General features: G+C 36.4%; 30 protein-coding genes and 1 other RNA gene. 5 read left to right on the top strand and 26 right to left on the bottom strand.

All coding sequences use genetic code 11. From position 1 onward, the window contains the following. Positions 1–243 precede the first annotated feature (243 nt). The gene (locus FFS26_RS09875; protein ID WP_137904940.1) at positions 244–1,164 is read left to right on the top strand and encodes a bifunctional riboflavin kinase/FAD synthetase; all 921 of its coding nucleotides are present in this window, start codon (positions 244–246) and stop codon (positions 1,162–1,164) included. 22 nt (positions 1,165–1,186) lie between these two features. Here the strand turns inward: FFS26_RS09875 and FFS26_RS09870 are convergent, their stop codons facing one another. Continuing rightward, positions 1,187–1,678 (bottom strand): hypothetical protein, encoded by a 492-nt coding sequence (locus tag FFS26_RS09870; protein ID WP_228449422.1) that lies wholly within the window; start codon positions 1,676–1,678, stop codon positions 1,187–1,189. Positions 1,679–1,760: 82 nt separating this feature from the next. Beyond that, positions 1,761–2,114 carry an MmcQ/YjbR family DNA-binding protein gene (locus FFS26_RS09865; protein WP_110010219.1) on the bottom strand — a complete coding sequence of 118 codons (354 nt, stop codon included), beginning with the start codon at positions 2,112–2,114 and terminating at the stop codon, positions 1,761–1,763. A gap of 115 nt (positions 2,115–2,229) precedes the next feature. Here FFS26_RS09865 and FFS26_RS09860 point away from each other — a divergent pair, with 115 nt between their 5' ends. Then, entirely contained in the window at positions 2,230–2,886 is a 657-nt protein-coding gene (locus FFS26_RS09860; protein WP_137904939.1) for an NAD(P)H-binding protein, read from the top strand. Positions 2,887–3,012: 126 nt separating this feature from the next. Here the strand turns inward: FFS26_RS09860 and FFS26_RS09855 are convergent, their stop codons facing one another. From FFS26_RS09855 to FFS26_RS09800, 12 genes are all read right to left on the bottom strand, one after another. Further along, the gene (locus FFS26_RS09855) at positions 3,013–3,528 is read right to left on the bottom strand and encodes a VOC family protein (protein WP_317047529.1); all 516 of its coding nucleotides are present in this window, start codon (positions 3,526–3,528) and stop codon (positions 3,013–3,015) included. A gap of 65 nt (positions 3,529–3,593) precedes the next feature. Next, on the bottom strand, positions 3,594–4,169 hold the full coding sequence (locus FFS26_RS09850; protein ID WP_110010221.1) for a glutathione peroxidase: 576 nt from the start codon (positions 4,167–4,169) through the stop codon (positions 3,594–3,596). 34 nt (positions 4,170–4,203) lie between these two features. Next, on the bottom strand, positions 4,204–4,866 hold the full coding sequence (locus FFS26_RS09845; RefSeq protein ID WP_137904938.1) for an outer membrane lipoprotein-sorting protein: 663 nt from the start codon (positions 4,864–4,866) through the stop codon (positions 4,204–4,206). 85 nt (positions 4,867–4,951) lie between these two features. After that, positions 4,952–5,674, bottom strand: a complete 723-nt coding sequence (kdsB, locus tag FFS26_RS09840) for a 3-deoxy-manno-octulosonate cytidylyltransferase (protein WP_110010223.1) — start codon at positions 5,672–5,674, stop codon at positions 4,952–4,954. 139 nt (positions 5,675–5,813) lie between these two features. After that, positions 5,814–6,800, bottom strand: coding sequence for a phosphatase PAP2 family protein (locus tag FFS26_RS09835; protein WP_110010224.1), 987 nt, complete (start codon positions 6,798–6,800; stop codon positions 5,814–5,816). 126 nt (positions 6,801–6,926) lie between these two features. Beyond that, positions 6,927–7,517, bottom strand: coding sequence for a hypothetical protein (locus FFS26_RS09830; protein ID WP_110010225.1), 591 nt, complete (start codon positions 7,515–7,517; stop codon positions 6,927–6,929). Between the two features lie 118 nt (positions 7,518–7,635). Then, entirely contained in the window at positions 7,636–8,889 is a 1,254-nt protein-coding gene (locus FFS26_RS09825) for a pyridoxal phosphate-dependent aminotransferase (RefSeq protein ID WP_110010226.1), read from the bottom strand. A gap of 77 nt (positions 8,890–8,966) precedes the next feature. Further along, on the bottom strand, positions 8,967–10,682 hold the full coding sequence (locus tag FFS26_RS09820) for a phospho-sugar mutase (protein WP_137904937.1): 1,716 nt from the start codon (positions 10,680–10,682) through the stop codon (positions 8,967–8,969). A gap of 64 nt (positions 10,683–10,746) precedes the next feature. Next, the gene (locus FFS26_RS09815) at positions 10,747–11,448 is read right to left on the bottom strand and encodes a GIN domain-containing protein (protein ID WP_137904936.1); all 702 of its coding nucleotides are present in this window, start codon (positions 11,446–11,448) and stop codon (positions 10,747–10,749) included. 195 nt (positions 11,449–11,643) lie between these two features. After that, the gene (locus FFS26_RS09810; protein ID WP_137904935.1) at positions 11,644–12,027 is read right to left on the bottom strand and encodes a hypothetical protein; all 384 of its coding nucleotides are present in this window, start codon (positions 12,025–12,027) and stop codon (positions 11,644–11,646) included. Positions 12,028–12,244: 217 nt separating this feature from the next. Next, complete coding sequence (locus FFS26_RS09805) at positions 12,245–13,195, bottom strand: glycosyltransferase family 2 protein (protein WP_110010230.1); 951 nt, start codon at positions 13,193–13,195, stop codon at positions 12,245–12,247. 16 nt (positions 13,196–13,211) lie between these two features. After that, positions 13,212–13,814, bottom strand: coding sequence for a DUF4199 domain-containing protein (locus FFS26_RS09800; protein ID WP_137904934.1), 603 nt, complete (start codon positions 13,812–13,814; stop codon positions 13,212–13,214). A gap of 131 nt (positions 13,815–13,945) precedes the next feature. Between FFS26_RS09800 and ffs the strand changes: the two genes are divergently transcribed. Beyond that, positions 13,946–14,043, top strand: an RNA gene (gene ffs / locus FFS26_RS09795) — signal recognition particle sRNA small type. A gap of 117 nt (positions 14,044–14,160) precedes the next feature. Here the strand turns inward: ffs and FFS26_RS09790 are convergent. The 6 genes from FFS26_RS09790 to gyrA all read right to left on the bottom strand — a co-directional run bounded on the left by FFS26_RS09790 (position 14,161) and on the right by gyrA (position 21,259). Further along, a complete protein-coding gene (locus FFS26_RS09790) occupies positions 14,161–14,847 on the bottom strand; it encodes a metal-dependent hydrolase (RefSeq protein WP_047425484.1) in 687 nt (228 codons plus the stop codon). A gap of 127 nt (positions 14,848–14,974) precedes the next feature. Continuing rightward, positions 14,975–15,421, bottom strand: a complete 447-nt coding sequence (locus FFS26_RS09785; RefSeq protein WP_137904933.1) for an SRPBCC family protein — start codon at positions 15,419–15,421, stop codon at positions 14,975–14,977. A gap of 17 nt (positions 15,422–15,438) precedes the next feature. Beyond that, entirely contained in the window at positions 15,439–16,368 is a 930-nt protein-coding gene (menA, locus tag FFS26_RS09780) for a 1,4-dihydroxy-2-naphthoate octaprenyltransferase (RefSeq protein ID WP_137904932.1), read from the bottom strand. A 74-nt stretch (positions 16,369–16,442) separates the two neighbouring features. Further along, entirely contained in the window at positions 16,443–17,279 is an 837-nt protein-coding gene (locus FFS26_RS09775; protein WP_034697698.1) for a 1,4-dihydroxy-2-naphthoyl-CoA synthase, read from the bottom strand. Positions 17,280–17,596: 317 nt separating this feature from the next. Then, complete coding sequence (locus tag FFS26_RS09770) at positions 17,597–18,634, bottom strand: tetratricopeptide repeat protein (RefSeq protein WP_110010234.1); 1,038 nt, start codon at positions 18,632–18,634, stop codon at positions 17,597–17,599. A 30-nt stretch (positions 18,635–18,664) separates the two neighbouring features. After that, positions 18,665–21,259, bottom strand: coding sequence for a DNA gyrase subunit A (gene gyrA, locus FFS26_RS09765; RefSeq protein WP_137904931.1), 2,595 nt, complete (start codon positions 21,257–21,259; stop codon positions 18,665–18,667). Between the two features lie 149 nt (positions 21,260–21,408). On the opposite strand from gyrA, the gene FFS26_RS09760 reads away from it, so the two are divergent. Continuing rightward, positions 21,409–21,723, top strand: coding sequence for a DUF4286 family protein (locus tag FFS26_RS09760; protein WP_137904930.1), 315 nt, complete (start codon positions 21,409–21,411; stop codon positions 21,721–21,723). A 43-nt stretch (positions 21,724–21,766) separates the two neighbouring features. On the opposite strand, the gene FFS26_RS09755 is transcribed toward FFS26_RS09760, so the two are convergent. The 4 genes from FFS26_RS09755 to FFS26_RS09740 form a co-directional block, all read right to left on the bottom strand. Next, complete coding sequence (locus FFS26_RS09755) at positions 21,767–21,994, bottom strand: hypothetical protein (protein ID WP_171006281.1); 228 nt, start codon at positions 21,992–21,994, stop codon at positions 21,767–21,769. A 115-nt stretch (positions 21,995–22,109) separates the two neighbouring features. After that, positions 22,110–22,244, bottom strand: coding sequence for a quinol oxidase subunit 4 (locus FFS26_RS09750; RefSeq protein WP_394361450.1), 135 nt, complete (start codon positions 22,242–22,244; stop codon positions 22,110–22,112). Between the two features lie 274 nt (positions 22,245–22,518). Then, entirely contained in the window at positions 22,519–23,010 is a 492-nt protein-coding gene (locus FFS26_RS09745) for a GNAT family N-acetyltransferase (protein ID WP_110010237.1), read from the bottom strand. 5 nt (positions 23,011–23,015) lie between these two features. Then, the gene (locus tag FFS26_RS09740; protein ID WP_137904929.1) at positions 23,016–23,528 is read right to left on the bottom strand and encodes a DUF421 domain-containing protein; all 513 of its coding nucleotides are present in this window, start codon (positions 23,526–23,528) and stop codon (positions 23,016–23,018) included. A gap of 116 nt (positions 23,529–23,644) precedes the next feature. Between FFS26_RS09740 and FFS26_RS09735 the strand changes: the two genes are divergently transcribed. Continuing rightward, on the top strand, positions 23,645–24,190 hold the full coding sequence (locus FFS26_RS09735; RefSeq protein ID WP_137904928.1) for a DUF3828 domain-containing protein: 546 nt from the start codon (positions 23,645–23,647) through the stop codon (positions 24,188–24,190). 30 nt (positions 24,191–24,220) lie between these two features. On the opposite strand, the gene FFS26_RS09730 is transcribed toward FFS26_RS09735, so the two are convergent. Both FFS26_RS09730 and FFS26_RS09725 read right to left on the bottom strand, forming a co-directional pair. Beyond that, complete coding sequence (locus FFS26_RS09730; RefSeq protein WP_082798797.1) at positions 24,221–24,355, bottom strand: bacteriocin-like protein; 135 nt, start codon at positions 24,353–24,355, stop codon at positions 24,221–24,223. Positions 24,356–24,469: 114 nt separating this feature from the next. After that, on the bottom strand, positions 24,470–24,874 hold the full coding sequence (locus FFS26_RS09725) for a hypothetical protein (protein WP_137904927.1): 405 nt from the start codon (positions 24,872–24,874) through the stop codon (positions 24,470–24,472). Positions 24,875–24,975: the final 101 nt, after the last annotated feature.

Genomic DNA, 24,975 nt, shown 5'->3' with positions numbered 1-24,975 from the left:
CCGCAATTGGTAAAAAAAAGATTTTTATCATGCTTTTGAAGAGATGAAGGAGTTTACCATTTACTATGTAAAATTCAATATTTATCATTATATTTAACAGCAAATATGCAATTCATTACTTTGTCATTATTATCATACAATATAATGCAGGATATTTTCAGAATTTTTCATTTTTAAATTTTCAGGTTCTCTCCGTTACATTAAAAATAAAGGTTTTATATTTGCAATCAAAATTTTTCCGTTTTGAAAGTTTTCAAGAATTTTACAGATTACTCCTCACAGAAGCCTCTTGCGTTGTCTTTAGGAATGTTTGACGGGGTACATCTCGGGCATAAGAGTATTATCGATGAACTGACTAAAATAGGTACAGAAAATAATCTGGAAACTGCAATCCTTACCTTCTGGCCGCATCCAAGATTTGTTTTTAATCCGAATGAAGATTTAAAGCTTCTGAATACACTGGAGGAAAAGAAACAACTTGTAGAGAAATATGGCATTGATAATTTGTTCCTGAAAGAATTTGATGAGGAATTCAGAAATCTGACCGGAGAAGAGTTTGTACGTCAGATTTTAATTGACAAACTTAATGTAAAGTACCTTATTATAGGATACGATCATTCCTTCGGAAAAAATAAAAGCGGAAATTTTGAGCTTCTCCAGAAATTATCAAAAGAACTTGATTTTGAGGTAGAACAGATGGAAGCCATCAACATTCATGAAAACAATATCAGCTCCACAAAAGTGCGTAATGCGCTTTTAGCAGGAAATGTTAAAGAAGCAAATGAAATGTTGGGCTACTCCTACTCTGTTTCCGGAACTGTCGTTCATGGGAAAAAGATCGGAAGAACCATCGGATATCCCACAGCTAATATTGATACCGAATCGATCAAGCTGTTGCCTAAAAAAGGAGCTTATATTGTAGAAGTATTTGTAAAAGGCAACCAATATAAAGGTATGCTGAGCATCGGAACCAATCCGACGGTAAATGGAGAAAAACTAACTGTGGAAGTTTATATCCTTGATTTTGGTGATGATATTTATGAAGAAAAGATTACGGTAAGTTTCAGGGATTTTCTTCATGATGAAATCAAATTTGAAGGTCTGGACAAATTGATTGAAAGGCTGGATGAGGATAAAAGAATAACAGAAAAATTTGATTTCTAAATATAGAGAATAGCCTTTTTGTTTATTTCAGTACTTTTAAGTAGATTTTCTGGGTTTCATTATTCAGTTTCACATTCGGGAACTGCTTGTCATAATCAATAAAGATATCTCCTTTTTGATCTGCTTTTCCGTTTCCATCAGAGTCCCAGCTTATGGTTACATAATATTTTGCAGGCCCTGCAGGTTTTGGATTGATCTTGCTTTCAGCATCTTCAGGTATTGGCAGATTGATGGTGAAAGGTATTGATTTCTGTTCATATTCCTGTTCTGTAATTAAAGTAGCAGGAGCATCAGCTAATTTTTCGTCCATTCCATATAAGCTCACATTCAGTCGGGCATTTTTAATGGTAAATGCGCCTGTTCCTGAAAATTCTAATTTAAGAGTTTCGGGATATTTTTCAGAGGCTGATACAGCAGAAGTGTTTTTTTCGGTAGTGTTCTTATTTACCGGCTTGGTGCAGCCTGACAGCATCAATGTTCCGGCTGCTGCGAATAATAAAAGGTGATTTCTCATTTGTAATTTATTTTATTAATGTCAAATATATTATTTCACCAGTAATAGATAACAAATCCCGTACCTCAATTTATTTGATGTACTATAATGAATTGACTTCATTCTGCGCTTTTTTAGTCAGGGATTTGAAAACCAGCTCGTAGGATTGATCAATGAGTTTAAAGATCAGATCTCTTTTCAATCCATCTACTGCTACGGAATTCCAGTGGGTTTTGTTCATATGATAAGCACCTGTGATCTGAGGATATTGCTCACGAAGCTCTGCACTCCATTCCGGATCTGTTTTTACATTAATGGCCAACGGCTGTCTCTCAAGCCCCATTAGTAAAAACATTTTGGTGTCTACTTTCATCACGAGAGTTTCGTTATCAAACGGAAAGCTTTCTGTAACTCCTTTTTTGGCCAGGCAGTAATCTAAAATTTCGTTGGCATCCATGTTCAATATAAGTAATAAGTGATAAGTAATAGGTAATGATCAAATTAATTCTTTAATCTTTAATTCAAATTTAGTAAATTTAAGAAAGAAATAATCTTACAAAACCGCAATTATTATGAAAGCTCTTGTAATAGGTGCTACAGGTGCCACAGGAAAAGATCTTGTCAATCAGTTATTGAATGACAAAGAGTTTGATGAAGTGGATATTTTCGTCAGAAAACCTGTTGATATTCAGAATGATAAGCTGAAAGTTCATGTGGTGAATTTTGAAAAACCGGAGGAATGGAAAGAGATGGTGAAGGGAGATGTGGCGTTTTCATGTCTGGGAACTACTTTAAAAGATGCCGGAAGTAAAGAAGCCCAGAAGAAAGTAGACTTTGATTATCAGTATGAATTTGCGAAAGCTGCAAAAGAGAATGAAGTGGAAGATTATATTCTGGTATCGGCTTACGGAGCGAACCCACAGTCTAAAATTTTCTATTCTAAAATGAAAGGCGAACTGGAAGAAGCTGTAAAACAATTGCATTTCAACAAGATCACTATTTTTAAGCCGGGAATGCTGGAACGAAAAGATTCTGAAAGAACCGGAGAAGTATTGGGAAGCCGCATCATTAAATTTGCGAATAAACTTGGGTTGTTAGAAAGTCAAAAACCTCTGCCAACAGATATTTTAGCAAAGGCAATGATTAATTCTTCGAAAATAAAAAGTAACGGCTACTCCAGTATCAAGCTGGGAAATATTTTCTGTTTTGCAGAGAAGACTAATGAATAGTTAAAAGATTCGGGATGCGTAATTCGCGGTTTGGGATGCGAGTAATATGTTTCGTGTTAAAGGGAAAACCTCCTTATTGATTCCCTTAAAATCTAAGCCCCAATCCTGCTACCTGTAATCTATTACCTATTTTGTGGTCTTGCTGCCCATTTTCTGTCCTAATTTTTCATATTCAATATCATTAGGCTCCCAAAGTTCTATTTTATTGCCCTCAATATCCATGATATGGACAAATTTTCCATATTCATAAGTTTCAATCTTATCTACAACGGTTACATTTTCTTTCTTCAACTGTTCAACAAGTTTTTCAAGGTTATCCACCCTGTAATTGATCATGAAATCTTTCTCCGAAGGCTGAAAATATTTAGTCTTTTCACTGAAAGGGCTCCACTGGCTAAATCCTTTTTTAGAATTATCACTACCCTGAAACCATTCAAATACAGCTCCATACTGATTGGTACTGAGCCCCAGGTGATTTTCATACCACTCTCTCATTTTCTCAGGATCTTTACATTTAAAAAAGATACCGCCAATGCCGGTAACTCTTTTCATATCGTCAGACTTGTTTTCTGTAACGGCCTTAAAAGCAAATCCTAACATAAATGAAGCTAGGATACAAAGGGTAAAAATTATTTTTTTCATAGGGAGCATTTATTTAAGTTAAAAATAAAAAAGTGGATGTTAACACCCACTTATAAAAATATTTCTTATTTCAGATACTTTGTAATAGCCTCATCAGTAGGCTTTGTAGTACTTACAAAAGAATCGATCAGTTTTCCGTTTTCATCTACCAGGAATTTGGTGAAGTTCCAAAGAATGGTTGTGTTCTTTACTCCGTTCAACTCCTTTTCTGTTAAGTACTTGAAGATAGGAGCGGTATCATCTCCTTTCACAGAAACTTTGGCAGCCAAAGGGAACGTTACTCCGTAATTTTTCTGGCAGAAAGCACCAATTTCAGTGTTTGTTCCAGGCTCCTGGCCTCCGAAATTGTTTGCAGGGAAACCTACTACAACCAGTTTATCTTTATATTGTTCGTACACCTTTTCAAGATCTGCGTACTGGGGTGTAAACCCACATTCTGAAGCGGTATTGACAATCAGGATTTTTTTCCCTTTGAAATCTGCAAAATTGATTTCTTTACCATCAAGACTTTCTACTTTAAAGTCATATATTGTTTTTCCCATAAGTTCTGTGGTTTTAGCTTTAGAAATTTCACTTTTCTGGTTGGTGCAGCTTTGCAGGAATGCCATGAAAGAAAGCAGCAGTAAAAAAATCTTTTTCATTTCTTATAATTTTATGCAGCAGACTGCAGTTGATTTAAAATTTAAAAATATTAGCCGGAAAAACTTTATTGATATCGATTCTGTTTAATAACATCACATAATCTCCGTCTTTTTTAGGACTTGAAGACTCAATTCTGAAAGGCATTATAATGTTTCCAACTTTTTTGAAATCAGAATAAATCAGTGTCTCATCTTTTTTCACTTCTTTAATCAGCATATACGTTTTTGTATCAAAATAATACATGTTCTTATTTACATTCTTGGTAAGCTGTACCTTATGGCAGTAGATCTCTCCTACTTTTTCTTTTCCAAGATATTTGGCGTCAAATCCTTTATTTTCCCAATCAATGAAATCATTATCAAAACTTTCCGGCACATATTCAGGATATTCCTGAAGCTTGTTGGCCGCATAGTTCATTGCATAGCCTTTGGTACCGTCAAAACCTTCAATAGCTGTTTCTTTCCCTCCGGTAGTAATCAATGTTTTAGTAAGATTCGGACGCTGCTGAAAAATTCTTATCGGATATTCATCTTTCACACCCAGGACTACTTTTCCCTGAAGCAATACTGAGTTTAACAGTTTCCAATTGGTTAACCCTCCGGATAATTCAATGTTTTTGTCAATAATTTCCTTTGCGGCCTGTCCGAATATCACGTGCGAAAATATCAGTCCAAATACTAATAATAACTTCTTCATTAATTTTATTTATAAATTCAAATATAGGGGGATTTATGGAAAATTGCAACAAAGGCAAAAGCTCAGGAAGACCAATTTGTTAATTTCAGATAAGTTTTCGGGCTTTTTCCAGATCTTCCGGGGTATCAATGCCTACTCCTACGAAATTGGTTTCTATCATTTTGATTTTCATTCCATATTCAAGATAGCGGATGCATTCAATCTTTTCGGAGATTTCCAATGGCTTCATAGCCAGCTTTGAAAACTGCAACAGCGCTTCTTTTCTGAAAGCATATACTCCAATATGTTTAAAATAGCTTACATCAAAGGAAACTTCTCTGTGAAAAGGAATTACAGAACGACTGAAATATAAAGCAAAACCATTGTTATCAGTAATTACTTTTACGTTATTCGGATTTTCAATTTCTTCTTTTTCGCGCAGCTGTATTTTCAAAGAAGCTAAAGATATTTCCTGTTGCTGATCATGTTTAAAAACTTCTATCAGTTGACGTAAAGGTTCTAACTTAAGGAAAGGCTCATCTCCCTGAACATTAATGACGATATCACAGTCTATATTCTGTACAGCTTCGGCAATACGGTCGCTTCCGGTCTCATGCTGTCCTGTCATAACGGCTTTTCCTCCGTTTTTTACGATTTCATCAAGAATAATTTCAGAGTCTGTGGCGACAAATACTTCATCAAACAGCCCCGTTTCCACTACATTCTGATAGGTTGTGGTAATAACGGTTTTTTCTCCTAAAATCTGCATTAATTTCCCTGGAAAACGGCTTGCTTCGTAACGTGCAGGGATAACAGCGATTATTTTCATTCAATACAATATTAAGTAATTCTTTTTAAATCAGGAGGTTTCATCCCAACACTTATAAAAGTCCGGATACACCTTTTATCCTGAGACCAAATGTAGTGAAAAGTATCTTATTTCCTAAACAAAACAAAGATTTCAGAGTTTAAAAAGAGAGTTTTACGCCTACCATATTGTATTCCCATTGGCGGGATGCAGTGAAGTTGAGACTATATTTTGTCTTTCCGATTGTTCCTTCTGAAGAAGTGTATCTGCTTTTTGATATGGTTTTTCCTATAAAATATCCCATTAATAGGGCTAATGGATAGTCTGAGGCCCAGTGAACTTTACTTTGCATCATTTGAAAGCATAATGCTCCTGCCAGTGTATATCCTACAGGCTTGATCCATTTGGCATCCGGATAGTTATCTGCAATCACAGTGATTCCAGCCATGAAGGTGGTTAAATGTCCCGACGGCATGGCATCGTAATTCGAGGTATTTTTACTGAATGCGGAGAAACTGGGAAACGGATTCCATGCGCCTCCTTTGTGTCCGTATTCTTCGGCAATAAACGGGCTTTCTCTTCCTGTAATTCTTTTAAGGGTTTGGGTGAAAACTCCGGAAAGAATTAAACTTTCCATTAAACCACTGGCGGTAGCCTGGGCTCTGTAGTCATTTTTTATCAATCCATAGGTTCCGAAACCAATTCCTAATAATACTAATGTAGAGCCATTTCCTATCAGGTACAGTGCAGATCCGACATCTTTCGGAATTTTAAATACACCTCCCACTTTATGGTAGTTATTATCTTTATCCATTCCCCATTGTTCAGCCAGTTCTCTTGAATTATCAATCAGTTTCTGATCAAACGGCAGGAGTATTAACGTAGCACCAACAGCACCTCCCAGATAATAAGCATGATCTTTAGCTACGAAATCTTTATTGGTATTGATGAAGTTTCTTGGTAATTTGGTGACAAAGTCAAGGAGTTTAGGTTTTGGATACGTCCGGACGGAACCGTCTTTTAAGGTGTAGGTTTGTACTTTTGGAAGCTCAGCTTCTTTGGGAAGTTCTTGTACCTTCAATGTATCAACTTCTTGTGAGCATACCAATATTGAAACCGGTAAGAGTAGAAATCTCAGTTTTTTCATCGTGTAATTTTCGATTTATATATCCAGGTGTGTAAAAGCCACAAATATAATTCCTTGTTGAATGTAGTGCAAAGCGGTTATCTAACTTTTAATATTTATTTAATTTTTTGAGAAATAAACGCAGCTTCAATTCAAATATTGGATCAGAAAAATAATTCCATATATCCATGAAATATAGATAAAAGAATAGAAAAGTCCGAGTCCAAGGCTTTTTACTATTTTTCCTTTACATTTTCCTGAATTTTTAAAAACCAATCTGAGTGCTCTGAAAAATATCCAGTACAAAATTGCACCCAACAAGAATACAGCAGACCAAAAGAAAAGTCCGAAAAAATACGAAAGAAAAATAAGTAGAATTGAAATTACAATCCATAAAAGAACTGATAAAATAACACCACCTATTCCATCACCAACAGCTGGTGGATCAAACTCAAAACCATCAAATTTTGGCGTTTTATCAGCATATCTTTGTATTCTTTCTTTGTTTAAAATATTTCCGATATTATCTTTTAATTTTAACCCAGAATACAGCCCCCCAGTGATAAACAGGAAAAATGCTCCCGCCAGAACAGAAGTTGATAATATTGAATTCAAAAACAGTGAGCGATGATCAGCTTTCCCTGAAAGCCAAACGCTTAAAATTACTATTACAATAATTGACAGTGTTGAAAAAAACAAATATTTTGTCTCAAGAAAGGGTTTCTGTGGAAGGTTCATGGTTTAAAAGGTGTGTAAAAACGCTTCGACTCCGCTCAGCGTGACATTGCTAAAACTAAAAGATATATTTTAACGATGTCATGCCGGACAGAGTCGAAGCCTATATTTTATGTAAAGATTACTTTAAATTGTTTAAAGCACTTTCCAGTTTTGGAAGCATTACCTTGATCTCATCTACAGCCAATCCTCCTACAGAAGCACGGAACCAAGGTTCTGATTTTTCTTCTCCGAAGGCTGAGAACGGAACCAAAGCCACTCCTGCTTCATTGATTAAGTAGAAAACAAGATCTGAAGAGTTTTCAATGACAGCTCCGTCAGGTTTTGTTTTTCCAATATAATCAAGTTTGATGGTAAGGTAAAGAGCACCCATTGGTTCGATGCTGTCAACAGCAAGTCCTTTTGCCTTTAAATCCTGAACTCCGTTGTGAAGTACTTTTAAGCTGTTTTCAAGTTTAGCTTTAAAGTCGTTAACGAAAACATCAACGTTCTCTGAGTTTTCATAGAATTTAGCGGTTGCTTCCTGCTCTGGTTTTGGAGCCCATGCCCCAACGTGAGTAAGAAGTGCCTTCATTTTATCCAGGATATGAGCAGGTCCGAATCCCCATCCAACACGTACTCCTGTTGCTGCAAGACATTTTGAAATACCGTCGATATAGATGGTGTAATCTCTCATTTCCGGGAAAAGAGAAACAGGATCTACGTGCTCAGCACCGAATGTAAGGCAAGAGTAGATCTGGTCATACATTAAGTATAACGGTTTTTCGTCTGCTCCTCTTTTTTTATTTTCAGCAATGACCAGTTCACAGATTTCTGAAAGCTGTTCTTTCGTAAACATGGTTCCTGTAGGGTTCAATGGAGAACATAATGCCAATAAAACAGCTCCATCCAAATGCGGTCTTAAATCATCAGCAGTCGGAAGGAAGTTGGTTTCAGGTTTTGTTTTCACTTCTACAGCGTTGGCAGAAGTAAGATAAGCATAGTGATTGTTGTTCCATGATGGTGTAGGATACACTACTTTATCTCCTTCGTCTACAATGGTTTTGTATACGGCATAAATCAAAGGTCTTGATCCTGCAGTAATCAGAATATCGTTAGGAGAATAATCCAGGTTCCATCTTTTTTTAAGGTCTTTGGAAACTTCTTTTCTTAAAGATAAAAGTCCGTTGGCAGGCGGATAGTTCGTCAAATTATTCTGATATGCTTTCTGAATCTCTTCCTTCAGCAATGCCGGAATAGGATAGATATTAGAATTCAGATCACCAATAGTAAGATTGGCAATTTCCGCTCCTTTTGCTTTTAGATCATTTACTTCGTTACCAATTTTTACAATTTCAGAACCGATCAGGTTCGCTGCTAATTTTGAAACTTTCACTTTTTCTTATTTTAAATTTATATTATCGTTCTCCATGAATCTTCTCATATTTTTGATTGATGGTGTTTTTAAGAGTATTAATCCAGTTTCAAATCTGTTTTAACGGCTCCTATTTTGGCTTCCAATGATTTTAATTTGTCTCTGAAATCTGCTTCTGAAGTAATGGAATCCTTTACGGAAACATAGAACTTTATTTTTGGCTCTGTTCCAGAAGGTCTTACACATACTTTTGTTCCATCCTGTGTGTAATAGATTAAAACGTTAGACTTCGGAATATCATTCATCACTTTTTTCTCATTCGTAGAAATGGTAAGACTTGTCTGCTCTTTAAAGTCTTTCACTTCTTCCACTAATGAACCAGCCAGTTCCTTCGGAGGATTTTCACGGAAGTTTTTCATCATATTCTGAATTTCTTCAGCACCTTCTTTTCCTTTTCTTACAATATTGATCAATCCTTCGTAATACATTCCAAGGTCTTCATAGATCTCGATCATATACTGATACATTGTTCTTCCGTTGGCTTTGCACCAAGCTGCAATTTCGCAGGCTAAAAGAATACTTCCGCAAGAGTCTTTATCACGAACGAAGTCTCCGGTCATAAATCCGAAACTTTCTTCACCTCCGCATACAAATTTCTGCTTTCCTTCTGCTTCACGGATCATTTTTCCGATCCATTTGAATCCGGTAAGACCTACTTTGCATTCAACTCCAAATTTCTGAGCGATATCAAAGAAGATATCTGAAGTTACAATCGTAGAACCAATAAATTCTTTTCCTGTAATTCTTTCCTGCTTCCTCCACTCGTTTAAGATATAATACGTAAGGATGGTATTGGTCTGGTTTCCGTTCAACAGCTGCATTTCGCCATCAAGGTTTCTTACCGCGATTCCTAATCTGTCTCCATCCGGGTCTGTTCCGATTACAATATCAGCATTGGTAATTCTTGCCAGATCCATTGCCATTTCCAATGCTGCAGGCTCTTCCGGGTTGGGAGAATCTACAGTAGGGAAATTTCCGCTTGGGATCATCTGTTCTCTTACCAGATCAACCTTTTTGAACCCTGCTTTTTCAAGTGCTTTAGGAACAGTTGTATATGTTGTACCGTGGATTGAAGTGAAAACAATATTTAAATTTTCTTTTCCGATATTCTGATACGTAGAGTTTTCAATACATGCATCGATATACACATCGTCCTGCTCCTCTCCGATCCATTCGATCAGATCATCATTTCCGTTGAATTTAATTTCCTCAAATTTTACAGAATATACTTCATTGATAATCGCTTCATCATTAGGCGGAACAATCTGTGCACCGTCATTCCAGTAAACTTTATAACCGTTGTATTCCGGCGGGTTGTGAGAAGCTGTTAAAACAATTCCTCCGTTACATTTTTTATCACGAACGGTGAAAGACAACTCAGGTGTCGGTCTGTGGTCTTTGAAAAGCAGTACTTTAATTCCGTTGGCTGTTAAAACATCTGCTACCAGTTTCCCGAATTCTTTTGAGTTATTACGAACATCATAAGCGATGGCCACTTTAATCTCTTCACCTTTGAACTGCTGTAACATGTAGTTCGCCAATCCCTGTGTAGCCTGTCCTAATGTATATTTATTCAAGCGGTTGGTTCCTACTCCCATTATCCCACGCATTCCTCCTGTCCCAAATTCCAGTTCTCTGTAGAAAGAATCTTCCAGATCAGGGGAATTGCTGTCAATCAGTAATTGTACAGCATCTCTCGTTTCCTTATCGAAGGTATCACTTAACCAAAGTTTCGCTTTTTCTAGTGTATTCATATTTATATGTTGTTCTTTTATAGTTTGTAAAGTTCCTAGTTTCTAGTTTAAATAATGCTGTTTTTTAATCCAGCTTTTTGTTTTCGACTTTCGTCGTTTTATCAATTTTAAACGCTCTGATCGGATCGTTATAATAGACAAATTTTGCTGTGTTCCGAATATGTCCTTTTAAAGAATCCTTTACGTTTACTTCTGCATAATTTCCGTTTTTGGAATCAATATTCAGGTTGGTAATTTTCCAGTAAGGTGCAATCAAACTTGCTGTGTCTGAAATTTTTATAACAGCTTCTTTGGACAATCCAAGAAAATTAGCACGGCTTCTGTTATGCATTTCCACTTCTGCTCTTCTGGTGTTGACAGAGCCCATGAAGCTGGCATTATTTTTCATGTTAAGTCTGAAATTATCTGTTTTGATTTCGCTTGAAATATTCACTTCCACAGAATCGGAAACGGCAACTTTTTCAAGATTATATTTTGAATAGATCGTTACATTATAAAAATCGACTCCTTTTGTACCTCTTTTTTCTTTAATGAAAAGTGTCTTGTCTTTGACATCCACATCCAGATTGCTTGCTACATTTGGATAGGTTTCTATTTCTACAAAATTTTTCGGACCTCTGGCATAAAATACACGGAATTTACCTTCCAGATTAAGGTTTACGAATTCCGGTACATCCACATCTTTCTTTTCAATATTTCCTTTTGGAGAAACTTTTCCGCAGGAAACTACTGCCATCAGCATCAATGTGTATACAACTTTTTTCATATTTAATTTTAAATATTACATTACTATCGTAACAATTCGTACTGAAAATCCCTGAAAGTTTTTTCATATCTCTCATTAGACTTTCAATATTACTTTGAACAAAAATAGGATTAAAATTTCTAAAAATCTTTGTCTTTTGACAATAAAATACCTGATCATTTTTAATTTTCTGCTTTTCAGGAAAAAGACTGTTTCCTATTTATATTTTGTCTTTATTTTTTTATAAAACCACGTTTTAGGACTTCCTGCCATTGAAAATAAAAGCAGGTAATTTTTATCTACACCTGAAATCTTCATAGGAATTACATTTTCATCATCATTATACTTCATTTTCAACAGATTATTTTTTATCTGATAAGTTCCCTTATTTCCCATTGAACTGAAAGTTTTATCCTGATAAAAGCTCAGAACTCCTGTTCCATATCTGGAATTGTTTGTTTTATTTTTCAACGTATCCGTATTAGAAATTTCTCCATCATAAATATCAATAAACTCCCATGAACCGTAAAGTTTATTTGATGAACATGAGACTGCAAAAAGTAAAAGAAAGTAAAAAAGAATAGATTTGAGTTTAAACATCCGGATTTAAAGTTTTTATAAAAATACAAAAAAGCACCCTGTAATAGAGTGCTTTGTATGTATTGAAATTGGAATGATTATTTTTTGCATAACCACCCCGTCAAAAATTCTTTGAATTTTCGCCACCCCTCCAAAGGATGGGAATGGCCATACATCAACTAAAGGTTTACATTAACATATTAGTTTTCAGTATATTTAATTGAACAATCACCTGAATTTATATCACTTCATCAATATTATAATTCTTGTGCTCACGGTTGGTTCTGATAATCATTTCTCCTAAGAATCCTGCGATAAAGAGAAGTGTTCCCATGATCATCATGGTTAATGCGATAAAGAACCATGGATTATTGGTAATCAAATGTCCGTAAATCCCTCTTGCCACATCAATCAGTTTAGAAATTCCCAGCCAAAGTGCTGAAAGAAAACCAACAATAAACATTAAAGTACCCACAGCTCCGAAGAAATGCATTGGCCTTCCTCCGAAACGACTTACAAACCAAAGGGTTATCAGATCCAGAAATCCTCTGATGAATCTTTCCGTTCCGAATTTTGAAGTTCCGTAAGGTCTTGCCTGGTGCTGTACTTCTTTCTCGGTAATTCTTCTGAAACCTGCATTGGCAGCCAATACCGGAATATAACGGTGCATATCCCCGTACACATCAACCGATTTTACCACCTGTCTTTTATAAGCTTTCAAACCACAGTTGAAGTCGTGAAGGTAAACTCCTGAAACTTTTCTCGCTGCCGCATTGAATAATTTTGACGGAATATTTTTCGTCATCACATTATCAAAACGCTTCTTTTTCCAACCGGAAACGATATCATAATTATCATGAATCACCATATTGTACAGTTCCGGAATTTCTTCTGGGAAATCCTGTAAATCGGCATCCATTGTAATCACTACATCACCGTTTGTTCTTTCAAAAGCGGCATGAAGTGCCTGTGATTTTCCATAATTTCTGGAAAATTTAATAGCGTGGATCTGAGGATACTGAACTTTCATATTCTCAATAATACTCCACGACAAATCCGTACTTCCGTCGTCTACAAACCAGATTTCATAAGATAAGTTACTGGTTGTACACACTTTATCAATTCTTGAAAAAAGTTCTTCCAGAGAGTCTTCTTCGTTCAGTAACGGAATAACTATAGATAAATTCATTTAATTTTAATAAAAATTAGGCTTGATTGGCTTCTTCGGGCTGATGTATTGTTCTTGTTCTGAAAAATGCTCCGAAAAACACCGACAAAACTACGTAAAATATAAGAATTGCTGCAAAATATCCTGAAAAATGACTTGCGGTAAGCATATCTTTTCCTTTAACCGCCTCAGGAGTGAAGCTTTGTAGTCTTTCTTTGTATTTCTGATCCAGTTCATCAATATCTTTCTGATGCTTCAGAATTTTTCTTGCAGAAGTATATTCTGTATCCAGTTCTGATTTTTGTCTCTGCACATATTGATAGTTCAAAAGGCCTTTTGCTGCAGGATCAACGAAGGTTAAAAACGCATAAATACTGAAGATGGAAAGAATTCCTCCGATGAACATCGGAACAAATGCTGTTTTGAAAGCATCTTTAAATTTCACCACTCTATGGTTGTTCCAGTAAGATTTTACAGACCAGAAAGCAGCCCCGGCGTATAAAAGAGGTAAAACAAAAGCATTGGCTTTCAAAGAGATATCAAAATAATTGATTCCTGAGAAAAAAGTATATACTACAAAGAAAACGATCATTGTAGCAATAAAAAGTATAATTCCTAGTGTTGATGGACTTTTCGTCATATTTAAATTTTTAGAAAAAAGTTGAAAAATTTTCCCTCTAAATGTCAGGCGTTTAGCTTTACCACTGCATTTTTTCGACTAATTTTCTTTAATAAAGTTTTGAAGTTTATAAAATATTCCTACCTTTGCAACGGCAAGTCCTAAACAACCAGCTCCTGAGAATCCTCCAGGGTGGGAACGCAGCAAAGGTAATCGGTCGTAGCGGTGTGATTTAGGTAGCTTGCCATTTTTTTTTGGTTTAAAGTAAGAAGAGAGGTAATTTGATAATTATCTTTTTTTGTTTTTAATACCTTACGCATCATTTTCATTTTTCTAATTTTCAGATTACCTCCGGTTTTGTTATCGATTAAAATTCGAACGTTTCTCCTAATTTTGGTAAAACAAGTTCTACATTTTTATCAGCGAAATGCTTTAGTGCACTTTCATGATTGATTTCGATGGCAGGAAAAGTATCAAAGTGACATCCGATTACTTTCGGAGTTTTTAACAGTTCTGCTGCTGCAAAAGAAGCTTTTCTGGGGCACATCGTGTAGTGGCTTCCGATCGGAAGGATAGAAAGGTCGATGTTTCCGTATAATCTCGGGAAAAGCTCCATATCAGCCATTACTCCTGTATCACCTGCCAGATAGATGTTCTTACCTTCAGGAAGTCTGAAAATATACCCTACAGGAACGCCTCCATAGCTTCCATCCGGGAAAGAACTTGTATGGTGAGCCGGAACCATGGAAATTTTAAGATCGTCGATTTTTGCCGATCCTCCTAAGTTCACATCATCTTTATTTTTTGCCTGTTGGAAATAACCGCATACTTCAGGAACTCCAATTATGGTAGCTTCCGGATAGTGCTGCAATACTTCTGCTACATCAGCAATATGATCACCGTGCGCATGAGTTAATAGGATGTAGTCGATTTTTTGGGCAGCAATGTCAAAACCTGACTCTGCTTTTTTGTAATTGTAAAAAGGGTCACTCAAAATTGTTTTGTCCTTGTAGGTAAACAGGAAACAATTTTGCCCTAAGAATTGTATTTTCATTTTAAATTTAATTTCAATTATTATTAAATAGATTAAACACAAATGACTCAAATAATTTCACAAACAGCACAATGAGATTAGTGGCGATTGTGAAAGCATTCGTGCCATCCGTGTTTTCTTTAATTTGTTATTTCGACGGGAATTTATCCTCAATCAATCTTAAATTAATCCCATGTTCCAGATACGCTTTGCACCCGTCTAAAACCGTCGTAAAACCGCCTGTATTATCATTAATTACTTTCAGCAGATCTTCGCCTGTCTGGCTGAATCCATAGCTTTTAATGACCACGAGTGTTCCTTTTTCCATCGTTTTGAATTCATAATCTACGTTTACTGAAGGTTCTCCCCATTCTGTTATGATCAGTTGGTTCGGAATAATCTGGTGAACTTTCACTACGTTTTTTACTCCGTACATTTCCCATTCCCAGGTAACAGTCTTCCCTTCTTCCAGCTTTCCGGTAGATTTGGTAAACCAGAAATTGGTAGTTACTTCCGGATTGATGAATGCTTCGAAAACATCTTCAACCGGCTTCCTGATAAGCATTTGAGCTTCAACGTATGCATTAGAACTCATGGTATAATATTTTAGATTTAGTGAAATAAGTTAAGTCCAGCTGCTGTAAGAATTGCCATTACAAAAGTCATGATTCCTACCTGTTTTAAGTACTGGTCTAATTCTTTTGGTTCTTTCACCGACATGATGCTTCTTCTCAGCTTGGCTAATGGGAATAAAAGGATCATTACAATAAACACATAGTAGTTTTGCTGCTGTATAAACCCATTTACTCCTAAAAAGATAAGGATAAGCACCAAAGGTAACTGTAACAGGACCATTTCATAGATCATTGCATTTTTGAATCCGATTCTCAATGCAAAGCTATTTTTCCCTGATAATCTGTCGCTTTCAATATCTCTCATATTGTTCAGGTTAAGAACCGCCATACTCATCATTCCAACCGCTGTTCCGGGTAATAATATATCCCAGCTGAAAGTTTTTGTAAACAGGAAATAGCTTCCGCATACGGAAACCAGTCCAAAGAAGATAAACACGAAAATATCTCCCAATCCCATGTATCCGTAAGGTTTTTTACCTACCGTATATCCAATTGCGGCAAGAATACTTGCTACTCCCAATCCTATAAAGATGTAGAATTCATTCATATAGTCTGGAATGAAGGCTACGTATAGCAAAGCGATGGTAGCAATGAAGGATAATACTGCGAAAAGGATTACTGCATTTTTCATCTGTTTTGCGGTGATTTTCCCTGATGCTACAGCTCTTGCTTCAGCTTCATTCATTCTTTTGGCGTCTGTACCTTTTACTCCGTCACCATAATCATTGGCATAATTTGATAAAATCTGGTATAAAAGCGTAACCAACAGAGCGAGTGCAAGGATTTTCCAGTCCCAGGTACCGCCTTCTCCGTAAAGTCTCCATTTTGCAATGAAAGCTCCCATAATAATTCCGCTTAAGGAAAGCGGTAAAGTTCTTAGCCTTGCGGCTTTTATCCAATCCGTCATAAATTTATAAGTAATAGGCAATGGATAATAAGTAATGAAAAATATTGCTCATTACTTATTACTCATCACTCATGTTATGATATCCATTGATCTTCTCCGAAGTTGGGCTTTCTTTTTTCAAGGAAAGCATTTCTTCCTTCCTGAGCTTCTTCTGTCATATAAGCAAGACGGGTAGCTTCTCCGGCAAAAACCTGCTGCCCTACCATCCCATCGTCTGTAAGGTTCATGGCAAATTTCAGCATCCTGATAGAAGTTGGAGATTTAGCCAATATTTCCTGAGCCCATTCATAAGCAGTATCTTCTAATTCTGCATGAGGAACTACTTTATTGACCATTCCCATTTCGAAAGCTTCCTGAGCGGAATAATTTCTTCCTAAAAAGAAAATCTCACGTGCTTTTTTCTGTCCTACCATTTTAGCAAGATAAGCAGAACCGTAACCACCATCAAAACTGGTAACATCTGCATCAGTCTGTTTGAAGATAGCATGTTCTTCGCTCGCTAAAGTAAGGTCACATACTACGTGAAGTGAGTGTCCGCCACCAACTGCCCATCCCGGAACCACCGCGATAACCACTTTCGGCATAAAACGGATCAGACGCTGAACCTCAAGAATGTTCAGACGATGTCTTCCATCTTCTCCTACGTATCCCTGATGTCCTCTGGCTTTTTGATCTCCTCCGCTGCAAAATGCCCATCCTCCGTCTTTTGGACTTGGTCCTTCTCCTGACAGCAATACAACCCCTATTGAAGGATCTTCATAGGCATCATAAAAAGCATCATATAATTCTGAAGTTGTTTTAGGTCTGAAAGCATTACGTACTTCAGGTCTGTTGAAAGCAATTCTTGCTACTCCGTTAGATTTTTTATAGGTAATATCTTCGTATTCCTTGGCGGTTTTCCACTCGATCATCTTATAAAAATTTTTCTCAAAGATACGGAATTACAGAGAAATTCTCAGGTTGAAATTGAAGGTTCATCTCCATAAAAAAAGAAATTTTGAATGCATGAATCCGGCATGAAGAGAAACTGCATAACAGGGCCGGAAATAAATCAAACCTAACAGGTCTAAAAACCTGTTAGGTTTATAGATTTAATTCAAAATCATAAAAGGTCTGCAAGACTTCTACATGAAACATAAAATTCTGATAAGAACTTCATTACTTTGTGTTTACAATAAAAAAACCGGAACATTTCTGTTCCGGCTTTATCTGTTGTGTCAAAAAATGATTATTTTGCACCAGCAGCTGTAAGTTCAGCTTCTTTAGCTTTCATTTCTTTAACTTTATCCATGTTTTTAGTTACAATGTAAATTTCTTTTAACGCAGTAACCGCATCAAGACTCTTTGGGTTGGCTTTATACCATCCTTCAGCATATGGTAGTGCTTTTCCGAATCTTTCTCTTCTTGCATCAATCAGCTTAGAAGCTTCATCCGGCTTGTCTTTTCTTAAGGCATTGATCTCTCCTACTACTTTAGCATCGTCACCAATAGTCGTATATACTAAATTCTGATATGCATCAGAGAAATCAGGCTTCAGCTCAACAGCTTTTTTGAACGCTTCCAAAGCATCGTTAACAGTAGCCGGGTTTTTAGCCTGCATTACCCCAAGGTTATACCAGTTTGTAGCATCGTTAGGGTTTTTAGCCAATTGTTCTTTCAATCCTGAAACGAATTTGTCTGTATTTCCAGACTGAAGGTATGCTGTAGTCTGAGCTTCTTTAAGCTTAGCATTGTTTGGGAATTTAACCAAACCTTTTTCGATAATCGTAAGAGCCTCAGTTGGTTTTTTAGCATTCAAAAGCAATGAAGACAAAGTTTCATACAAATCAGACTCTATACTTTTAGTCTGTTCTGTCTTGAAATCACTGTAATCAGGGTTCTTTTTCATCAGTTCCCAGGTAGCTTTATCAAGATTTACAACCTGACCTGTCTTCTTCTCTTTTGCAGTGTATGTAGTTTCTACTCCTGTAAATCCGGAATTGATAAGGTCTGTATATATTTTGATAGACTGATCAGTGTTATTAGCTAACGCGTGGCTCAATCCGGCATAATACATATATATTTTATTATCCTGCCCGTTAGCCTTTAACAAGTCGTAGACTTCTATAAACTTAGGCGCTGCAGCAGCATAGTTTTTTGCATTATATGCATCCATAGCCACTTTGTTAGCTTCCTGAAGCTGAGCATTTAAAGCTGCCGCATCTTTTTTCTGCCCAAAAGCAAAAGCAGATGCTACGATAGCCATTCCTAAAATTAGTTTCTTCATAATAACTATTTTATATTTATATTGTACAATTTATTCGGAATCAGAATTCTCATTTTCCTCTGCAGAATTTTCATTTTCAGCCTGAGGAGCCTCTTCGTTTTCCTGGTTATCAAATAGCGATCCTACAACACCTTCTTCTGTTTCTTCAAATTCTTCAGAATCTTCCTCTACATCTTTATCCATTTCTACTTTTGCAATGGCAGCAATTTCGTCATTTTTCTTAAGGTTGATCAGTTTTACACCCTGAGTATTTCTACCCATTACTCTCATTTCATCCATTCCCATTCTGATGGCAACACCGGATTTGTTGATAATCATCAATCCGTCTTCGTCTGTTACGTTCTGAATAGCAATAAGATTTCCTGTTTTTTCAGTAATATTAAGCGTAATAACTCCTTTTCCTCCTCTGTTGGTAATTCTGTAGTCTTCTACCGCAGTTCTCTTACCATATCCTTTTTCAGATACTACAAGTACTGTTTCGTTCTCTACATCGTTCACAACAATCATACCAATAGCTTCGTCACCATCTTCAAGCAGGATTCCTCTTACCCCGATAGATCCTCTACCTACTTCTCTTACTTTCTCCTCAGGGAAACGGATACACTTACCATTTTTAGTGGCAATCATGATCTGAGAAGTTCCATTGGTAAGGTAAGCTCCTAATAGCTGGTCATTATCTCTGATTTCGATAGCATTCACCCCGTTTACTCTTGGTCTTGAATAGGCTTCCAACGATGTTTTCTTGATGGTTCCGTTTTTAGTTACCATCACTACGCTCATCTGATTTACATATTCGGAATCCTTCAGGTTGTTGGTTCTGATATATGCTTTGATCTTATCATCCGGTTCAATGTTGATAAGGTTTTGTACTGCTCTTCCTTTTGCCGTTTTGGAGCCTTCAGGAATTTCAAATACTCTTAACCAGTAACATCTTCCTTTTTCAGTAAAGAACAGCATATACTGGTGGTTGGTTGCAGAAACGATATATTCAAGGAAATCGGAATCCCTTGTCGTTGCCGCTTTATTACCTACACCACCTCTACTTTGGATTTTATATTCTGAAAGAGAAGTTCTCTTGATGTATCCTGCATGAGAAATAGTAAGAACTACAGATTCGTTCGGGATAATATCTTCGATAGACATTTCTCCTCCTGAGTAATCTATTTCAGTTCTTCTTTCGTCTCCGTATTTTTCTTTGATTTCGATTAATTCTTCTTTAATGATCTGGAATCTTCTCGGCTCGTTAGCTAGGATGTCTTCCAAATTTGCGATTTCTTTCATGATCGCATCATACTCATCACGGATCTTATCAAGCTCCATTCCTGTAAGACGGGCTAATCTAAGATCAAGAATTGCCTGAGCCTGAATATCAGAAAGTTCAAAAGCTTCGATCAAGCCTTCTTTTGCAGCCTGAGGGTTGGCACTGTGACGGATAATAGAGATTGCTCTGTCTAAAGCATCCTGAGTTCCGATCACCTTCATAAATCCTTCAAGAATATGTGCTCTCTCTTTTGCTTTCTTAAGCTCATACTGAGTTCTTCTTACGATGACCTCGTGTCTGTGCTCTACAAAGTGATGAATGATATCTTTAAGGTTCAGCTGCTCCGGTCTTCCGTGTACCAATGCAATATTGTTTACACTGAAAGAGGTCTGAAGTGCCGTATATTTATATAATAGGTTAAGAACTACATTCGGGATTGCATCGTTTTTCAGTTCGTATACAACGCGAAGTCCTTTTCTATCCGATTCGTCTCTGATCTCATGAATTCCAGGGATTTTTTCGTCTTTAACAAGTTCTGCTGTTCTGGCAATCATTTCAGCTTTGTTCACCTGATAAGGGATTTCAGTAACGATAATAGCGTTTCTGTTTCCGATTTCATCAAAGTTAACTTTAGCTCTTAAAACGACTCTACCTCTTCCTGTATGGAAAGCATCTCTTACTCCGTCGTATCCGTAGATGATACCACCTGTAGGGAAATCCGGTGCAATGATGTGCTGCATCAGTTCGTCAATCGTAATTTCTTTATTATCGATATACGCACAGATTGCATCTACAGATTCTGAAAGGTTATGAGGCGCCATATTCGTTGCCATGCCTACCGCGATACCTGAAGTACCATTTACCAAAAGATTCGGAACTTTAGTCGGCATTACCGTCGGTTCCTGTAAACTGTCGTCGAAGTTATTCTGAAAATCAACTGTTTCTTTGTCCAGGTCTGAAAGAACCTCATCAGAGATTTTTTTCAATCTAGCCTCGGTATAACGCATTGCTGCAGGCGGGTCACCATCCATGGAACCAAAGTTACCCTGTCCGTCTACCTGAGGATAACGCAAGCTCCAGTCCTGAGCCATTCTTACCATAGCATCGTATACAGAGGAATCTCCGTGCGGGTGGTATTTACCCAAAACGTCCCCAACAATTCTCGCAGATTTTAAATATTTTCTATTAGAAAACACCCCTAGTCCATACATACCATACAGTACTCTTCTATGAACGGGTTTCAAGCCGTCTCTTACATCCGGTAACGCTCTTGAAACGATAACCGACATCGAATAATCGATATAAGACGACTTCATTTCATCAACAATGTTGATAGGAATCAGTCTTTCTCCTTCTTTTTGCATAAACAAATTTTATTGTAATGATATTCAAACTCTTAGCTGTAAGTTTGAAAATTATTTATTTCCAATTTTTATTAACGGGCTAATTTACGAAAAAAAAGCCGATTTTTGTGGTAGAATTTATCCAAAAAATCTTAAAAATTCATAAAAATATGAGCGTATTAAGTATAACTTTCCACTGCACAAAAGATAACCTGGAAGAATGGGAAAATTATATTGATGAAACCCTGGTTTTAATGACTGAAAACCTTATGGATGTTAACAAATATATTCTTTCTGAGGTGCACAGTGACTTTATCGACGAAGGTAAAAATTATAATCTCCTGTTAATTTTTGATACTAATGAACTGAGGGAAGATTTTATTAAAAGTGAACTTTTAAATATTTCCGAAAGGATTGAGAAAAAGTTCGGACAGGAAGTAATGGTTTTCAACACTTTCCTTAATCCCAAAAAATCGAGATTATAACAGATCATAAAAAAGCACTGAATTTTTTCAGTGCTTTTCTTTTTTATCTGTGATGTCCATGACCACGGCCCTTACCTTTGTGATGATGCCCGCGATCGTCATAAATATACACTTTCTTTACCTGTCCTGGTGCGTAGTACCTTGCACTTCCGCCATAATACCTTTTTGCATGACCCGGTGGCATTCTTCTTCCATGATGATCGTGTACCACACAAGATGACAGCATTAAAACTACCACTGCTACCCCAGCCATTTTAAACAAACTTTTCATTATTTTCACTTTTTCAATTTCGATAGCGAAATATATCAATGTTAATGCCAAAAGAAATTGAAATTAAGCTAATGTATGTTAAAACTGACTGCTAATTTTTTATTTTTTGTGCCAGTTAATAGCCGCTTCTTTTTTTCACCTGCCCAGGAGCATAGTCTTTTGCACTTCCTCCAAACACTTTTTTAGCCTGTCCAGGCGGAACTGTTTTCACCCGACGTCCATTGTCATGCACCACGCATGATGATAACATGAACGCTACGATAAGAACTCCTGTAATTTTAATCAAATTTTTCATTATTTCTATTTTTCAACTTTATTTAATATAACAATGGTAGTGCCAAAAGTTAAAAAAATTAAAGTTCAAAGCTCAAAGTTTAAGGTTTAAGGCTGGAATAGATGGGCTTTTATTGTCAATGGTCAATTTTGCTTCGCAAGTCAATAGTGAATTTTGTTGTGGAGAATTATATTACCAAACAAAATCACCAATCATCTATTATCTATTATCTATTATCTATTATAGTTCTCTAGATGATTTCGCTTCTTTTTTCCATCAGGATAATGTCTTTCCACTCTCCATTGAGTTTTCCGATTTTTTTACGGACGCCTACGATTCTGAAACCGTTTTTCTGATGAAATTTGATAGAAGTTTCATTTTCAGAGAAGATATTGGTCTGTAATGTCCAGAATCCGTGATCCTCACTATCCAAAATCAATTTTTTAAGCAATACGGAACCCAATCCCTTTCCCTGATATTCGTTATCAAAATAAATGCTTACCTCTGCAACTCCTTTATAGCATTCTCTTTTGCTCACCGGTTTTAAGGCACACCATCCTACTACTTCATTTTTTTCATTTTCCAGTACCCAGCGGCAGTCGTTAAAATAGCCCATGCTCCATGCCTCAGCAGTTGGGACTTCTGTTTCAAAAGTGGAAATTCCGCCGTCTATTCCCTGGCGGAAAATTTCAAGAACCCTGGCTTCATCAGTGGGAAGCATTTCTCTTAATTCGTAATTCATCGTATTTAATGGTATTTTCTTTTGATTTTTCTTTTAATTCTTGAGTAGTGTGTCTGCTTGCTTTTTTCATCCTGAGAAACCACACTGATATTTCCATCCACTTCCAGAACGGAAAGCTTTACATTGTTTATGTTTTCAATTCCGTGTTCTCTTATCGCTTCTTCCAATTCGCTTTCTGTAATCTTTACCCGATTCAGGGCTGCCTGATCGGCAATTCCATCCCTGATCAGAATAACCGGCTCATCTTCCATAAAAGTCTGAAAGGAGCGGCTGGAAAACATGAATCTCTTCACAATGAAATTAGCAACAAACAAAACCAATGCCGCCACGATTCCTCCCTGAAGAGAGGTATCAGGACCTACCATTGCATTCTGAACAGCATTTGAAATTAACAACAGCAATACAACATCCCCTGCATTGAGCTGAGAAAGCTGGTTTTTACCAAATAAACGGATGGCAATTACCATGAAAAGGTAAACGCAGAGGGAACGGACAGCAACGTTAAGAATAGGATCCACAATTTTTTTTATCTACTCAAATGTATTGATTTTTGTGATTCGTGAGAAATATTTACAGACAGATTTTGGTATACATTTTGAGCCTGAAATTCAAATAATACCACAAAATAACACCAATGAAAAATTTTTTTCTCTGTTTAGGAATATTTCTGTTTTTTGTATCCTGCAAAAAGAATGAACCTCAACCTACCCGGTTTTCAGAAACTGCCATTATTGAAAAAGTAACTGAACTGTATACTCAATATGGAAAATCCAACGAAGCTGTTTATAACCAGCCGATTCCCAATACTTTATTTTCTCAGGAGCTAAAAAAAGTTTTAGACGAGGCCATCAATGCATCAAAAGCAGATATTGAAAAGGTAAAAAAAAGTGATCATCCTGATGAGAAACCTTTAATATTCGAAGGTGCTATGTTTTCCAGTCTGTATGAAGGATTTACAGCTTATAAAATCAAGTCTGTTAAGATACAGGATAAGACTGCTGAAGCATTGGTAGCCTTCGAATATAATGAAGCTTCCCCCAAAGAAACCTGGATGGACACCGTGCATCTTATCAATACAGAGAAAGGATGGAGAATAGATAATGTTACTTTTGATACAATAGGAAATTCTAAAGATCTTAAAGCAAGATTAACAGAGTTTGTTCAGAGTACACAACAATAGAAAAGCCGCTTTTGTAAGCGGCTTTATTTTTTACGGACATTGAACGATTGGAATATCGCTGCAGATTACTTTATTTGCCCACTCGCAAAACGTACAGTATTTTACAGGTTCTCCTCCGTTCACTGACTTCAACTCTGACTTTGTCAGCTTCTTTAAATTTTTCATATCGTTTTAATTTTATGGTAGCCCAAAACTAAAACATATCTGTTTATTCTTTATTACAATTTAATCTGATAAGGTTTCATTATTCACACATTCATGAATAATATGCAATAAATATTATCTGCTGTGGATCTCTACTGTCACAGGCATTACATAGGTGTAAGCAACCATGTTATCAGTTAGTTTTTTGCGGTCTACTCTATAGTCAAGATCGCTTAACACTGCTTCAATTTCCTTGCTTACGGTTTTACAGTCACCACTGGAATGAACATTAACGATTTTTCCGTTTTTAGCAATATCAAACTTCACCACAGAATTTACCGTTCCCTGTTTGTAATCAGGATTGGTAAGATCAAAATTAGCTTCTAGTTTATTTCTGATATCATTAAATGTTTCACTCCTGTTCAACTGAATTTCCTGAATGGTATTATGATCTGTAGTCTGAGCTTTAGCAGTGTTCAAAACAGCAGCAAATCCGCAAACGAAAAGTGAAGCCATCAATATTTGAATTCTATTTTTCATAACTAACTGGTTTTAAATGTTATACTAACCTATTTTTGTATCTCTTAACCAAAGTTATTAAAAATAATTCATATTAATTTTACATTCAGTTAACATTGGAT

Origin of the sequence: Chryseobacterium sp. 2VB, assembly GCF_005503635.1 — a bacterium.
Classification (GTDB): Bacteria; Bacteroidota; Bacteroidia; order Flavobacteriales; family Weeksellaceae; genus Chryseobacterium; species Chryseobacterium cupriresistens.
Note: the sequence above shows the minus strand (reverse complement) of the source record. Positions and strands in the feature narration are given on the sequence as shown.